The sequence below is a fragment of the Enterobacter sp. BWH52 genome (assembly GCF_001037565.1).
Taxonomy (GTDB): Bacteria; Pseudomonadota; Gammaproteobacteria; order Enterobacterales; family Enterobacteriaceae; genus Enterobacter; species Enterobacter hormaechei_C.
In genome coordinates, this window is the sequence record NZ_KQ089854.1 from 80,287 (window position 1) to 94,914 (window position 14,628).

Genomic DNA, 14,628 nt, shown 5'->3' on the forward strand with positions numbered 1-14,628 from the left:
CGATCGTAGGGCGGGTAAGCGCAGCGCCACCCGCCAGATTTTTACAGCCAGTTCCGGCGTTTAAAATAGAGATACGGCGCCAGCCCGGCGAGGATCATAAAGATAATCGCCCCCGGGTAGCCAAAGCTCCACTTCAGTTCCGGCATAAACTCGAAGTTCATCCCGTAGCTGGAGGCTACCAGCGTCGGCGGCAGGAACACCACGGACACCACCGAGAAGATCTTGATGATGCGGTTCTGCTCGATGTTGATGAAGCCCATCGCCGCCTGCATCAGGAAGTTGACCTTCTGGAACAGGGATTCGTTGTGCGGCAGCAGGGATTCGATATCGCGTAAGATCTCACGCGCCTGCTCCAGCTGACCGCCCGGCAGACGCGCCTTGCGCACCAGGAAGTTCAGCGCGCGCTGGGTATCCATCAGACACAAACGCACCTTCCAGCCGATATCTTCCAGCTCAGCCAGCGTGGACAACGCTTCGTCGTACTCATCGCCCTGATGGCCTTCCATGATCACGCGGCTCAGCTTTTCCAGGTCGCTGTAGATGTTTTCGATTTCATCCGCCAGCTGTTCGATTTTGGTTTCGAACAGATCCAGCAGCAGCTCATAGGCGTTACCGTCCATCATCGCCTGGCTGCGGGCGCGCATACGGTAGAGACGAAACGCAGGCAGTTCGCGCTCGCGCAGGGTGAACAGGCGGCCATCGCGAATGGTAAACGCCACGGTGGAGTTCCCCGCGTGGTCTTCGGCATCTTCGAAGAAGAAGAAGGAGTGAATGTGCAGGCCGTCTTCGTCTTCAAAAAAACGGGCGGATGCTTCGATGTCTTCCAGTTCCGGGCGCGTTGCCAGGCTTTGCCCCAGCTCAGATTGTACGCGAAGGCGCTCATCGTCGTCCGGCTCGACCAGATCCACCCATACGGCATCAATGAGGGGCTGTGACTCTTCGGCTTCAAGCCGAGTCAGTCGGTTATTTTCGAGTTGAAATGCGCTCAACATGACCGGGACTCCCAATGCAAAAAATATCGGACAGTTCGGTGGGCACACAGAAACAAATTGGGTTTCAGACCATTAAACAGCCTGACTCAGCGCGACGGGAAGATGCAGTCGCTGACAACCACTAAGGCCATCAGCAAGAGGAGATAGCCTTAGGAGTTGTTCCTGGATGACAGGGAATTGAGCCAGTATCTACTGGGTGTGTCCAAGGCGAATGTCCTCTTAGCGTAATCGTGCGCGCATGTTACGCCAGCAATAACTGTGGCGTCAACACGCAACGGAACGCTGAAGGGCATTAATTGACCTTCAACGTATAAGGCTAGCAGATTATTACAAAATAGTGATATTTTTCTGAAAGTTACACACTTTCCAGCTTGGCATAGGCTGCCACCAGCCATTTGATCCCCTGCCCCTGGAACGCTACCTGCAAACGGCTGTGCTCGCCGCTGCCTTCCAGGTTGACGATGGTGCCTTCGCCAAACTTCGAGTGGCGCACGCGCTGGCCCAGCTTGTAACCGGTGTCGGTTTCAGAGATCGGCGAGCCCATACGCTGATGGCTGACCGGACGGCTGATGCTGGCGCGCAGGCGCACCTCTTCCACACACTCTTCCGGCAGTTCGCCGATAAAGCGCGACGGACGGTGATACACCTCTTTCCCGTACAGGCGGCGGGTTTCCGCGTAGGTCAGAGTCAGTTTCTGCATCGCACGGGTCACGCCCACGTAGGCCAGACGACGCTCCTCTTCCAGACGCCCGCCTTCATCCAGCGACATCTGGCTCGGGAACATCCCCTCTTCCATCCCGACGATGAACACCTGCGGGAACTCCAGACCTTTCGCGGAGTGCAGGGTCATCAGCTGAACCGCATCCTGCCAGGTATCGGCCTGCCCTTCACCCGCCTCCAGCGCGGCGTGAGAGAGGAATGCCTGCAACGGCATCAGGTCTTCGTCTTCTTCGTTGTAGCTGAACTGGCGCGTTGCCGTCACCAGTTCCTCTAAGTTCTCAATACGGGTCTGGCCCTTCTCGCCTTTTTCCTGCTCGTACATGGTGCGCAAGCCGGAATCTTTAATCACCCGGTCGGTCTGGACGTGCAGCGGCATGTCGGCCGTTTCCTGCGCCAGTGCGTCGATTAACTCCAGAAAGCGTTGCAATGCGCTGGCGGCGCGCCCGGCGAGGGCTTTTTCCTGTAACAGCTCGCGGCATGCCTGCCACAACGTGAGCTGACGATCGCGCGAGGCCTGACGCACCACGTCCAGCGTACGATCGCCGATGCCGCGCGTCGGTGTGTTCACCACGCGCTCAAATGCCGCATCGTCGTTACGGTTGGCAATCAGACGCAAGTACGAGAGCGCATCTTTGATCTCCTGACGTTCGAAGAAGCGCATACCTCCATAAATGCGGTACGGCATGCTCACCTGCAACAGCGCCTCTTCCAGCACGCGCGACTGGGCGTTGCTGCGATAGAGAATGGCACACTGCTCCAGCGCGCCGCCGTTCTCCTGCCAGGTTTTAATGCGGTTCACAACGAAACGGGCTTCGTCGAGCTCGTTGAAGGCGCAGTAAATCGAAATCGGTTCGCCGTCGACGCCATCGGTCCACAGCTTTTTACCCAGACGCCCGTTGTTGTTCTCAATCAGGGCGTTGGCCGCGCTCAGAATGTTGCTGGTAGAACGGTAGTTCTGTTCCAGACGGATGGTTTGCGCGCCGGGGAAATCGTTGAGGAAGCGCTGGATGTTCTCCACCTGCGCGCCGCGCCAGCCGTAGATAGACTGGTCGTCATCGCCTACGATCATCACCTTGCCGGTATCCCCGGCCAGCAGGCGGATCCAGGCGTACTGGATGTTGTTGGTATCCTGGAATTCGTCCACCAGGATGTTGGTAAAGCGTTCACGGTAGTGTTGCAGGATATGCGGTTTGTTCAGCCACAGCTCGTGGGCACGCAGCAGCAGTTCGGCGAAATCCACCAGACCGGCGCGATCGCACGCTTCCTGATAGGCCTTGTAGACGTTCTGCCAGGTCTGCTCGACCGGGTTACCGAAGCTCTGAATATGATGCGGACGCAGCCCTTCGTCTTTCTGACCGTTGATGTACCACATCGCCTGACGCGGCGGCCACTGCTTCTCGTCGAGGTTCATCGCCTTGATCAGGCGTTTCAGCAGGCGCAGCTGATCTTCGCTGTCGAGGATCTGGAAATCCTGCGGCAGGTTAGCGTCCATATGGTGCGCGCGCAGCAGACGGTGCGCCAGGCCGTGGAAGGTGCCAACCCACATGCCGCCCTGGCTGGTGCCCATCAGCTGTGCGATACGGTGGCGCATCTCCGCCGCCGCCTTGTTGGTGAACGTCACGGCCATAATCGAGTACGGCGAACAGTTCTCCACGCTCTGTAGCCAGGCGATACGGTGAACCAGCACGCGCGTCTTACCACTGCCCGCTCCAGCCAGTACCAGCAGGTTTGTACGCGAGGCGGCAACCGCGTCACGCTGTTTATCATTAAGGCTGTCGAGCAGGTAAGAAACGTCCATTGGCACCGTCACGTCATGGCGGGCAGGCAAATGTTTCCATTCGCCAAAACCCTGTTAATTTATACAGAACAATTGATGATTATATCAGCGTCGTGAGGGATGCCAACCGTGAAATTTCCACGTGCGGCAGAAGACGGCTATCCGGGGTAGTCATCAGATCGGCATTTTCCGGCTTGATCCAGCAGGCCTGCATGCCGCAGCGGATCGCCCCGGCGACGTCCGTGGTCAGGTCGTCGCCCACGTGCAGGATCTCACCGAGCGGCAAATCCAGTTTTTCCGCTGCCAGATGATACATATCGTTGAACGGCTTCGAGCGTCCGTGCGGGCCCGCGCGCAGCACGAACTGAAAATAGTTCCCCAGACCAAACAGTTCAGGCTGAGCGTTGCCGTTGGTGATGGCCACCAGCGGCCACTTTTCGGCGAGCTTCGCCAGCGTGTCGTGGGTCTCCTGCGGCACGTCGATCCGACTGCGCCATTTGGCGAAGTTTTCCATGGCCGCTTCGGCACCCGTGGCCGCGTCCTGCGCGCTCAGGCCGGCATTGAGCATCGCCTGCTCAACCGCACGGCGGCGCCATTCGGTCACGTCATGATAAATTTCCGGCTCGGTTTCCCGCAGGGACTGACGCAGCTTCTGGAAATCTTTGTTCTGCATTGTTTTCAGCGCAGGATGGTAGTTCTGCACAAACGCCAGCGACTCCTGCTCGGTACGCAGGATCACCGGACGATTGTCGTAAAGGGTGTCATCAAGATCAAACGTCAGGGCTGAGATCTGACCAAGTGGGCGGTAAAAACGCATTATTTCCCCCGTTTGGCGCGTGGATGCGCCGCGTCATACACCGAGGCAAGGTGTTGGAAGTCTAAGTGGGTATAGATTTGGGTGGTCGACAGATTCGCGTGACCAAGCAGCTCCTGTACCCCACGCAGGTCGCCGCTTGATTCCAGCATGTGCGTCGCAAAGGAGTGGCGCAGCTTGTGGGGGTGAACGTGGCTGTTCAGCCCCTGCTTAATGCCCCACTCCGCAAAGCGCTTCTGCACGTTACGCGCCGAGATCCGCTTGCCGAGTTTCGACAGGAACAGCGCATCTTCGTCGGCGCCAAACAGCCCGCGAAGGTCCAGCCAGTGCTCAATCCAGGAGACCGCATTGCGGCCGATCGGCAGGCGGCGCTCTTTGCTGCCCTTGCCCATCACCCACACCTCGCCGGATTCCAGATCGAGGTGCTTTAAGTCGAGGTTCACCAGCTCAGAGAGACGCAGGCCCGCGCCGTACATCACCTCCAGCATCGCGCGGTCGCGCACGGCCAGCGGATCGTTAAGATCGATATCCAGCAGGCGGTTTACGTCGTCGACGTCGATATTTTTCGGCAGATGACGCGGGGCTTTCGGCGTGGCGATCCCTTTCGCCGGGTTGGCTTTCAGACCGCCCTGACTGACCAGCCAGTCGAAGAAACTGCGCAGGGCAGAGAGCCGGAGCGCCAGGCTCGCCGGGCTTAAGTTTTTTTTACGGCTACGCACGACGAACCCGCGTACCGTGGCGGCGTCACATTGTTGCCAGCTTTTCAGGCCGATTTCATCGGCAATCTGCATGATGGCATCAAGCTGACGCTGATAGTTGAGCAGCGTAATAGGGCTGAGCTGGCGTTCTACGCCCAGATAGCGCAGAAAGCGGGTGACGTCAGTGGCGAGCAGTCCGTCCGTCATACGCGCTCAATCCAGCGCTCCAGCAACTCAGGCAACATCAGGGCGATCTCCTGCAACAGTTGCGTACCCTGCCCCTGTTCATAGTGATGCGCGTCGCGGCTGGTAAATAACATCACGCCCAGGTCACCATCGCGCCCCATCAGCGACATCGCCACCGAGCCGATAGCTTTGGCTTCCGGCAGCACCACCAGCAGTTCTGGCCCGTTGAGCGGCCCCAGATAATGGTGCTCATGGCCCAGACGCTGAATGCGCAGCGGCTCAAACGCCTGACGGCTCAGCGCCAGATGGGTAAACCCGGACGGCGCGCCAATGCGCCAGCGGTCAGGGAAGAGACGGATCGTCGCGCCTGCCAGCCCCAGCTCGCGCGCCCAGCGGTGGAAGCGGTTGAGGAACTCTTCGAGACTGTGTGCGGAAGCCAGACGCGCCTGAAGGTGCAGAAGACGGTAGAACAGGCTTTCGTTATTGCTGGCCTGCTCCATCAGCAGCGTCATGTTCTCTTCGAGCTGATTGATGTGGTTGCGCGAGCGCGCCATGTGCCATTCAACCAGCGACACGGTCTCGCGAACCGGATGCGGCACGCGCATCCGTTCGACGACGCGTGCATTGCGGATAAAAAACTCAGGATTGTGCAGCAGATAATCCACAACAGTGCTGTCGTCCAGCTCTGTTACAGGTTCCCGCAGTTCTTCCCCTGGTTGCTTCATAGATGGATAAACCCGTCATAAACATGTGTCGCCGGGCCAGTCATGTACAGTGGATGACCCGCTCCTTTCCAGGCGATATCAAGCCGACCGCCTGGTAATTCCACGCGAACCTCTTCTGCCAGTAACCCCTGTGAGATACCGACGGCCACCGCCGCACAGGCACCGCTTCCGCAGGCCTGGGTTTCGCCCGCGCCGCGCTCGTAAACCCGCAGGCGAATATGTTCACGCTTCACCACTTGCATGAAACCGATGTTCGCCCGCTCCGGGAAGCGCTCGTGGCTTTCCAGCACCGGGCCGAGCGTTTCAACCGCCGCGGTTTGCACATCATCCACCTGAATCACGCAGTGCGGGTTACCCATTGAGACGACGCCGCACAATACTGTCTGCTCGGCGGCACGCATGATATAGGTCTTTTCCGCTTTGTTGGCGCGAAACGGCACGGCAGAGGGTTCGAAGTTCGGCTCTCCCATGTTCACGCGCACCAGTTCGTCGTCGGTGACGCTGAGCACCATCCGGCCATTGGCGGTGCTGACGCGGATATCGCGCTTGTTGGTCAGCCCTTTCAGCCGAACAAAGCGGGCAAAACAGCGCGCGCCGTTGCCGCACTGGGAAACTTCGCTGCCGTCGGCGTTAAAAATGCGATAGTGAAAGTCCAGGTCAGGATCGTAAGGCGGCTCCACCACCAGCAGCTGGTCAAACCCCACGCCCACGTGTCGATCCGCCAGACGACGGATCAGTTCCGGGGAGAAAAAGACATTCTGCGTTACCGCGTCGACGACCATAAAGTCGTTGCCAAGGCCATGCATTTTAGAGAACTGCATCATTTGCTCCATTGCGCGGGTACAGAACGTAATTGTCAGAGATTGACCTGAGTCGGGCCGCCGTTATTGCCGCGATCGTTGGTATCCGGCGTAGATGACTCGATACCACTTTGCACCGGTTTTGTCGGCGGTGGTGCGTTTTTATCCTCTGGCGGGAAGTACAGTGGTCCCTTCAGTCCACAGCCGGTCAGGCTAAACAGAGTGACAAGAACGACAAGCGTTCGGAAGACGTTTTTCATGTAGAGGTTGCCCGTAAGTTCAAATCTGTTTCTATCATCGCAGGAGAAGACACAAAAGCAAGAGTTTGCCGCTTTCCTGCAACGGGAATTATTTAGCGTTATACTGCCGCCATCACGAAAAACAGGAATAAAACCATGAACGACAGTGAATTTCATCGCCTTGCCGATACCCTGTGGATGACCATCGAAGAGCGTATCGACGACTGGGACGGCGACAGCGATATCGATTGTGAAATCAACGGCGGGATCCTGACCTTAAGCTTCGAAAACGGCAGCAAGATTATTATTAACCGTCAGGAGCCGCTTCACCAGGTGTGGCTGGCGGCGAAACAGGGCGGCTATCACTTTGATCTGAAAGGTGACGAGTGGGTCTGTGACCGCAGCGGCGAAACGTTCTGGGATCTGCTGGAGCAGGCAGCGACCGCGCAGGCGGGTGAGGACGTGAGTTTCAGGTAGTTTTGTTGCCCGGTGGCGGCTACGCCTTACCGGGCCTACAACGGCTCGGACCGTAGGCCGGGTAAGCGATAGCGCCACCCGGCGAAAAGCCTCAGGAAAAATACTGCTGCAACAGCGGCGCAGTTTCCTGGTTAGCGGGCGCCGCAGGGGTAATCGCCTGCGTACGGAACGGGATCACCTGCGCTCGCCCATCCACATTCACAATCTGGTAGAACTGCGGCAGGTTGAAGTTGATAAAGCTTGAGCCGTAGGTAAAGCGATCGTGCGAAGACGAATAGAAGCGGCTGACGTCGCGCACCAGCTCCTCTTTGCTGCCTTCACAGTGGTGATACACCTCGGCACGGTTGGTTTCATCTAGAATGTAGATGTTAAACCCGGCATTATCGCCCGACTCTTCGAAGAAGAACTGAATAATCCCTTCACTCGCAAAGCCATCTACCACCTGCGGCAGCTTAACGTGATTGGTTTCCACCTGAACCGACAGGCCATGCAGTTTGTTGTGTGAAATCGCGCCGTAGAATTCAATGGCGTTCTCCAGCTTCTGCACCGACACGTTCAGGCGCTCAAAGAACAGGCCCCAGGTCTGGCCGGAGACGCGCAGCGCTTTAAAGCGCCCGGTTTCCTGACGGGTGCTGGAGAGACGCAGTTCGATGCACTCAGACACCAGCTGCTGCACGCGGGTACGAATCAGGCCGCGCAGGTGCTGGCTGTAGCAGAACACCTCCACGCTGTCCGGGGGTGCGGCGTCCTGGTGCATCTTGCCGAGGATCGTTTTCAGCGCCTCGATCATCGCCTGCTCGCCGTTAAAGTGTAAGGTACGCACTTCGTTCCACGAGTTGCGGTACAGCAGATCCACGCTACCCACCAGGCAGTTTTGCTGCTCGCCGAAGCTAAAGACGTCCAGCTTGCGGAAGTCAAAGTGAACTACCTGATTGCGGAAGGCCGCCGTCGGGTCGTATTCCAGGTTGACGATGATCGCCAGATGGCGGATCTCACACGGGCTGTAGAGCGCCTTTGGCGTCGGCGCAGGCAGACGCAGTGGGAAGTGGTGCGAGACATCCGCCACCATCTCCTGCAACTTGGCTAAATCGACCACCTCGTTACCCTTGATAAACAACCGGGTGCGTGAGGTGAGAAGGCCGTTAAACCAGGCCCAGGCCACCAGCTTGTTCAGATAGCGGTTATATTCCAGCGGCTGATGGCTGATGATCGAATCCATGCTTGGCGCACGGTTGTACAGATACCACCCGGTGCGGTTTGCGCGGCCCGGCGGCACGTAGATAAAGGTCAGATTCGGCTCAGACAGGTCAGGCGAAATCTGTGGGTTAACCAGCGTAACCTTGCCCGGCAACGCTTCAAACGCGGCGTACAGTTTACGGGTCAGCACCCCGATATCCTGTGGGCTGGCAGAAACGCTAAGGTTGTTACGGCGGGCAAAGCGGATCAGGTTGCGGTAGCTCTGCATCATCGCATCAAGCAGCTCGTTGTGCGCCTCGCGCACCTGATCGATCTTCCAGTTGGCGCGGTTGTCCAGCATGGCGAGACGCGCATCGTCCCATCCCCACTCTTTGACTAACTGGCTGACGACTTCACGACGCCAGCCCACGCAGGCGCGTTCGCGGCTCAGTTTTTCACAAACTTTGAGATAGAAACATCGACGCACCAGGTCAAGACGCGTGGCGTCCTCAATGGCGGTCAGGTATTCGGTGACGCGTTCCAGCATCATGCAGTAGGCATCAAGCCCGTAGGAGACGATCTCCCCGTCGTGCAGACGCTGTTTAATATCTTTCGCCAGCAGGCGCGGCGTGGGGTATTCCCAGGAGTAAGCTTCCAGCAGCAGGGTTTTCAGCACCGCTTTGTACGGTGAATCAATGCTCTTATAAAGCTGCCAGAGGCTTGCGCCAAAGTACTCTTCGGCGGACAGGGAGCTCAGGCCGCCCAGATCCAGCCACTCGTTTGGCGTCAGAACGCCCTGCGAGTAAAGCGACATGACGTAGTCGTCATAATTCTCTTCTTCATCGCACGGCACCATATTCCACAGAATACGTTTCCCGGCCAGGCGAACGGCAGTACGGTAAAACTCATCCAGCAACAGGATGTGCTGAGTCGAGCCGCAGTCTTCACCACCCAGACTGCCGCTTTCGTTATGGCGGAAACGGTTTTCATCAATCAGGAAGAAGCTCACTTCCACGCCGAGCGACGCCGCCCAGCTCTCCAGCAGGCTGCATTTACGCTGCAACAGCTGGCGCTCTTCATTGTCGAGCCAGGACTGATGGCAGACCCAGATATCCAGGTCAGAAGAGCAGCTTTGCCCAACCGATGATGTGCTGCCCATGGAGTAAACCCCAGTAATCGGCAGCTCGCCTTTCGGCGAATCCTGCGGCGGCATACCACGGTAGAGTTCAAGTTCAGTCAGGTAATGCTGTTGGGTTTCATCAGGCGTGAAGAGGCAAATGCCCTGGGGAACGTTACCATCGAGGTAACCCGGCATTAGCGGATGGTGATAGTGCAACAATGTCGGCAGAAGACTGTATACCTGCTGGAAAGCAGGGCCCATGGCAGCAAGCGCGCGATCCACGCGCAATTGATTGATGGCATCCAGTCTCTGTTTCAGAGTCTCAATATAGAGGTACAAGACGTATCGCCTGATGTTTCCGGGTGTCGCATGCCAGTCAGAACAGAAAAAGCAGCGGACCCGCAGTATTTCAAAAAATAACCGTTACCCTTTTTTCGCCTTTTGCTTTTCTGGTGGTACAGACGAAAAAATGGTCTAAAACGTGATCAATTTAACACCTTGCCGGTTGACCGTAAAGAAAGATGCGCTACATACAAGTGTAGCACCGTTCTGTACGTGTAAATTCCTGAATACGGCGATGGCTGACGAATACGCCGCCCTGTCCCTCTCACTCTTCATCAACCGTAAAACTGCCATCCGAGTGTCAACAATGTTAGGATGGTTAGCGATTGATAATGACGGTAACAAGCATGTTAGACAATGTTTTGAGAATTGCCACACGCCAAAGTCCTCTTGCACTCTGGCAGGCACATTATGTTAAGCAGCGCCTGGAAGCCTGCCACACCGGATTACGCGTTGAGCTGGTGCCAATGGTTACGCGTGGCGATGTCATACTGGATACGCCGCTGGCCAAAGTGGGCGGAAAAGGTCTGTTTGTCAAAGAGCTGGAGCTGGCATTGCTTGAGAACCGCGCCGATATCGCCGTGCATTCGATGAAGGATGTGCCCGTTGAGTTCCCGGAAGGGCTGGGGCTGGTGACCATCTGCGAGCGCGAGGATCCGCGCGATGCGTTTGTCTCTAATCGATATGACTCGCTCGATGCGTTGCCGGCAGGCAGCGTGGTCGGCACGTCAAGTTTACGCCGCCAGTGTCAGCTGGCTGAACGTCGCCCGGATCTGGTGATCCGTTCGCTGCGCGGGAACGTCGGCACACGCCTTGGCAAGCTGGATAACGGCGACTACGATGCCATTATTCTTGCGGTTGCGGGCCTGAAACGCCTGGGGCTGGAAGAACGTATTCGCGTGGCGTTGCCGCCGGAGCTGTCGCTCCCCGCCGTCGGCCAGGGCGCCGTCGGCATTGAGTGTCGTCTGGATGATGTGCGCACTCAGGCACTGCTGGCGCCGCTGAATCATGACGATACCGCCGTTCGCGTAAAAGCCGAGCGCGCGATGAATACACGCCTCGAAGGAGGCTGTCAGGTGCCAATTGGCAGCTATGCTGAATTAACTGACGGTGAACTGTGGCTGCGTGCGCTGGTTGGCGCGCCGGACGGCTCGCATATGGTTCGCGGTGAACGTCGCGGCAAACCGCAAGATGCCGAGGCGCTTGGCGTATCGCTGGCGGAAGAGCTGCTAAATAACGGCGCACGTGAAATTCTGGCCGAGGTCTATAACGGAGAGCCCCCTGCATGAGCATACTTGTCACCCGCCCTTCTCCCGCAGGAGAGCAGTTAGTGAGCCGTCTGCGCGCACTGGGGCAGGTGGCCTGGAGTTTTCCGCTGATTGAATTCTCCCCCGGTCGCGAGCTGCCTGAGCTCGCTGACCAGATGCGTCTCTTGCAGGAAGGCGATCTGCTCTTTGCGCTGTCGCAGCATGCCGTGGAGTTTGCCCATGCGCAGCTGCAACAACAGGGCGTTCGCTGGCCTCACGCCCCCCGCTATTTCGCCATCGGGCGCACTACGGCGCTGGCCTTACATACCGCGAGCGGAATCGATGTTCGTTACCCGTTAGATCGGGAAATCAGCGAAGTCTTGCTACAATTACCTGAATTACAAAACATTGCGGGAAAGCGCACACTTATTTTGCGCGGCAACGGTGGCCGCGAACTGCTGGGCGAGACGCTGCGCGAACGCGGCGCAGACGTGACGTTTGTGGAGTGCTATCAGCGCTGTGCAAAACACTATGATGGCGCGGAAGAAGCAATGCGCTGGCACGCCCGCGGTATTAATACGCTGGTGGTCACCAGCGGTGAAATGTTACAACAGCTTTGGTCGCTGATTCCGCTTTGGTATCGCGAAAACTGGTTACTCCGCTGTCGGCTTCTGGTCGTCAGTGAGCGTCTGGCGAACCACGCCCGGGAACTGGGCTGGCAGGATATTCGGATCGCTGAAAACGCCGACAACGATGCGCTGCTGCGCGCATTACAATAACTCTCAAATGGGAAGCCATAATGACGGAACACGAAAAATCCTCCGCCGTGGTTGAAGAGACCAGGGAGACTGTGGACACCACGTCACAGCCAGAGACGACAGACACAACCGTTGAGAAGAAAAACGGCAGCAATAAAACCAGCCTCACGCTGAGCGTGATTGCCATCGCGATTGCGCTGGCCGCAGGCGTGGGTCTCTACGGACTGGTGAAGAAACAAGGCACCAACCAGACGGCCACCAGCGACGCGCTGGTTAACCAAATCACTGCCCTACAGAAAGCGCAGGAGACGCAAAAAGCTGAGCTGGAAGGTGTGATCAAACAGCAGGCTGCCGCCCTCGCCGACGCGAACAGCAAACGTGAAGAGTTGACCAAACAGCTGAGCGAAGTGCAGGAAAAAGTCGCCACAATTTCGGGAACCGATGCCAAAACCTGGCTACTTTCACAGGCCGATTTTCTGGTGAAACTAGCCGGGCGCAAGCTCTGGAGCGATCAGGATGTCACCACCGCCGCCGCGCTGCTGAAAAGCGCCGACGCAAGCCTGGCTGATATGAACGATCCGAGCCTCATCAACGCACGCCGCGCTATTACGGAAGATATCGCCAGCCTGTCCGCGGTTTCTCAGGTCGACTACGACGGTATCATCCTTAAGGTGAATCAGCTCTCGAACCAGATTGATAACCTTCAGCTGGCCGATAACAACGACGATGACTCTCCGATGGATTCCGACGGTACCGAGCTGTCCAGTTCCCTGAGCGAATGGCGTATCAACCTGCAAAAGAGCTGGCAGAACTTTATGGACAGCTTTATAACCATTCGCCGCCGCGATGAAACTGCCGTGCCGCTGCTGGCACCGAACCAGGACGTCTATCTACGCGAAAACATTCGTTCCCGCCTGTTGGTCGCGGCGCAGGCCGTGCCGCGTCACCAGGAAGAGACCTACAAACAGGCGCTGGATAACGTTTCAACCTGGGTACGTGCTTACTACGATACCAATGATGCAACCACGACCGCGTTCCTCGAGGATATCGACAAGCTGAGCCAGCAAAACATCACCATGAACGTACCGGACAAGCTGGAAAGTCAGCCGATTCTGGAGAAGATCATGCAGACGCGCGTGCGTAACTTGCTGGCCCAGCCGGGCGTTCCGGCAGAGCGTCCGGCTGAAGCACCTGCCGCCGCGCCAGCGCCTGAAAGCGCGCCGCAAGGAGAGTAATGATGCTAAAAGTCTTCTTACTCTTCATCCTGCTGATCGCCGGGATTGTACTGGGGCCGATGCTTGCGGGTCACCAGGGTTACGTATTGATCCAGACCGATAACTACAACATCGAAACCAGCGTAACAGGGCTGGTGATTATCCTGATCCTGGGTGTGGTCGTTCTGCTGGCAGTGGAGTGGCTCCTGCGTCGTATTTTCCGTACCGGCGTACATACGCGCGGCTGGTTCGTTGGCCGTAAGCGCCGTCGCGCCCGTAAGCAGACCGAGCAGGCATTGCTGAAGCTGGCCGAAGGCGACTATCAGCAGGTTGAAAAGCTGATGTCGAAAAATGCCGACCATGCAGAACAGCCGGTTGTTAACTATCTGCTGGCCGCTGAGGCGGCGCAACAGCGAGGCGATGAGGCCCGCGCCAATCAGCATCTTGAACGCGCGTCTGAGCTCTCTACTAAGGATCCGATTCCGGTTGAGATCACCCGCGTTCGTCTGCAACTGGCGCGCAATGAAAACCATGCCGCACGTCACGGCGTTGACCGTCTGCTGGAAATTACCCCTCGTCATCCGGAAGTGCTGCGTCTTGCTGAGCAGGCATATATTCGGACCGGTGCATGGGGCTCGCTGCTGGACATTATCCCTTCCATGGCGAAAGCCGACGTGGGTGATGATGAACATCGTGATGAACTTCAGCGTCTGGCCTGGATTGGCCTGATGGATCAGGCGCGCGCCGATCTCGGCAGCGACGGCCTGAAAACCTGGTGGAAAAACCAGAGCCGCAAAACGCGCCAGCAGGTTCCTCTTCAGGTTGCGATGGCAGAACATCTGATTGAGTGTGACGACCATGACACCGCGCAGGAGATCCTCCTCGACGGTCTCAAGCGACAGTATGATGACCGCCTGGTGATGGTCATCCCGCGTCTGAAAACCAACAATCCGGAACAAATTGAAAAAGCACTGCGCCAGCAGATCAAAACCGTGGGCGATCGTCCGCTGCTGTGGAGTACGCTGGGCCAGTCTCTGATGAAACACGGCGAGTGGCAGGAGGCGAGTCTCGCCTTCCGCGCCGCGCTGAAGCAACGCCCGGACGCATTTGATTACGCCTGGCTTGCTGATTCGCTGGACAAGCAGCACAAGCCGGAAGAGGCCGCAGCTATGCGCCGTGATGGGCTGTTATTGACGTTGCAAAATAACGGAACGCAGCAGTAATTAACAGGAGGCCAGATGGCCTCCTTTTTTTATCTCATTTCTCCTGCTACATTCTTTTAACACTCACCTGCAAACGAACCCGCCAATGTAACGATGTCTTTTCCTTAACCTTTTTTGCAC

At 57.4% G+C, this 14,628-nt stretch carries 14 protein-coding genes; 5 read left to right on the plus strand and 9 right to left on the minus strand.

Features of this window, described 5'->3' with window-relative positions:
- Nucleotides 1-41: 41 nt before the first annotated feature.
- The 8 genes from corA to SK47_RS00435 all read right to left on the minus strand — a co-directional run bounded on the left by corA (nt 42) and on the right by SK47_RS00435 (nt 6,972).
- Nucleotides 42-992, minus strand: a complete 951-nt coding sequence (corA, locus tag SK47_RS00405; protein WP_032608220.1) for a magnesium/cobalt transporter CorA — start codon at nt 990-992, stop codon at nt 42-44.
- A gap of 149 nt (nt 993-1,141) precedes the next feature.
- Nucleotides 1,142-1,198 carry a YsgD/CorL family protein gene (gene ysgD / locus SK47_RS24180; protein WP_212743980.1) on the minus strand — a complete coding sequence of 19 codons (57 nt, stop codon included), beginning with the start codon at nt 1,196-1,198 and terminating at the stop codon, nt 1,142-1,144.
- 149 nt (nt 1,199-1,347) lie between these two features.
- A complete protein-coding gene (gene uvrD, locus SK47_RS00410) occupies nt 1,348-3,510 on the minus strand; it encodes a DNA helicase II (protein WP_017383586.1) in 2,163 nt (720 codons plus the stop codon).
- A gap of 79 nt (nt 3,511-3,589) precedes the next feature.
- A complete protein-coding gene (gene yigB, locus SK47_RS00415) occupies nt 3,590-4,306 on the minus strand; it encodes a 5-amino-6-(5-phospho-D-ribitylamino)uracil phosphatase YigB (protein ID WP_003860811.1) in 717 nt (238 codons plus the stop codon).
- A complete protein-coding gene (xerC, locus tag SK47_RS00420) occupies nt 4,306-5,208 on the minus strand; it encodes a tyrosine recombinase XerC (RefSeq protein WP_022650173.1) in 903 nt (300 codons plus the stop codon). The genes yigB and xerC overlap by 1 nt, the downstream gene beginning before the upstream one ends.
- Nucleotides 5,205-5,912: a DUF484 domain-containing protein gene (locus SK47_RS00425; protein WP_003860814.1), complete on the minus strand. Its 708-nt coding sequence runs from the start codon at nt 5,910-5,912 to the stop codon at nt 5,205-5,207. The genes xerC and SK47_RS00425 overlap by 4 nt, the downstream gene beginning before the upstream one ends.
- Nucleotides 5,909-6,733, minus strand: coding sequence for a diaminopimelate epimerase (gene dapF, locus SK47_RS00430; protein WP_022646661.1), 825 nt, complete (start codon nt 6,731-6,733; stop codon nt 5,909-5,911). The genes SK47_RS00425 and dapF overlap by 4 nt, the downstream gene beginning before the upstream one ends.
- A gap of 35 nt (nt 6,734-6,768) precedes the next feature.
- Nucleotides 6,769-6,972 (minus strand): LPS translocon maturation chaperone LptM, encoded by a 204-nt coding sequence (locus SK47_RS00435; RefSeq protein ID WP_003860815.1) that lies wholly within the window; start codon nt 6,970-6,972, stop codon nt 6,769-6,771.
- Between the two features lie 135 nt (nt 6,973-7,107).
- Here SK47_RS00435 and cyaY point away from each other — a divergent pair, with 135 nt between their 5' ends.
- Complete coding sequence (cyaY, locus tag SK47_RS00440; protein WP_003860816.1) at nt 7,108-7,428, plus strand: iron donor protein CyaY; 321 nt, start codon at nt 7,108-7,110, stop codon at nt 7,426-7,428.
- A gap of 91 nt (nt 7,429-7,519) precedes the next feature.
- On the opposite strand, the gene cyaA is transcribed toward cyaY, so the two are convergent.
- Nucleotides 7,520-10,063 (minus strand): class I adenylate cyclase, encoded by a 2,544-nt coding sequence (cyaA, locus tag SK47_RS00445; protein WP_045350340.1) that lies wholly within the window; start codon nt 10,061-10,063, stop codon nt 7,520-7,522.
- 350 nt (nt 10,064-10,413) lie between these two features.
- On the opposite strand from cyaA, the gene hemC reads away from it, so the two are divergent.
- Genes hemC through hemY form a run of 4 tightly spaced genes read left to right on the plus strand, consistent with a single transcriptional unit; the run spans nt 10,414 to nt 14,508 of the window.
- A complete protein-coding gene (gene hemC / locus SK47_RS00450; RefSeq protein ID WP_032628002.1) occupies nt 10,414-11,355 on the plus strand; it encodes a hydroxymethylbilane synthase in 942 nt (313 codons plus the stop codon).
- On the plus strand, nt 11,352-12,092 hold the full coding sequence (gene hemD / locus SK47_RS00455) for a uroporphyrinogen-III synthase (RefSeq protein WP_045332949.1): 741 nt from the start codon (nt 11,352-11,354) through the stop codon (nt 12,090-12,092). Before hemC ends, hemD begins: the two co-directional genes overlap by 4 nt.
- 20 nt (nt 12,093-12,112) lie before the next feature.
- The gene (hemX, locus tag SK47_RS00460) at nt 12,113-13,306 is read left to right on the plus strand and encodes a uroporphyrinogen-III C-methyltransferase (protein WP_006812379.1); all 1,194 of its coding nucleotides are present in this window, start codon (nt 12,113-12,115) and stop codon (nt 13,304-13,306) included.
- 2 nt (nt 13,307-13,308) lie between these two features.
- Nucleotides 13,309-14,508 (plus strand): protoheme IX biogenesis protein HemY, encoded by a 1,200-nt coding sequence (hemY, locus tag SK47_RS00465; RefSeq protein ID WP_026080629.1) that lies wholly within the window; start codon nt 13,309-13,311, stop codon nt 14,506-14,508.
- Nucleotides 14,509-14,628: the final 120 nt, after the last annotated feature.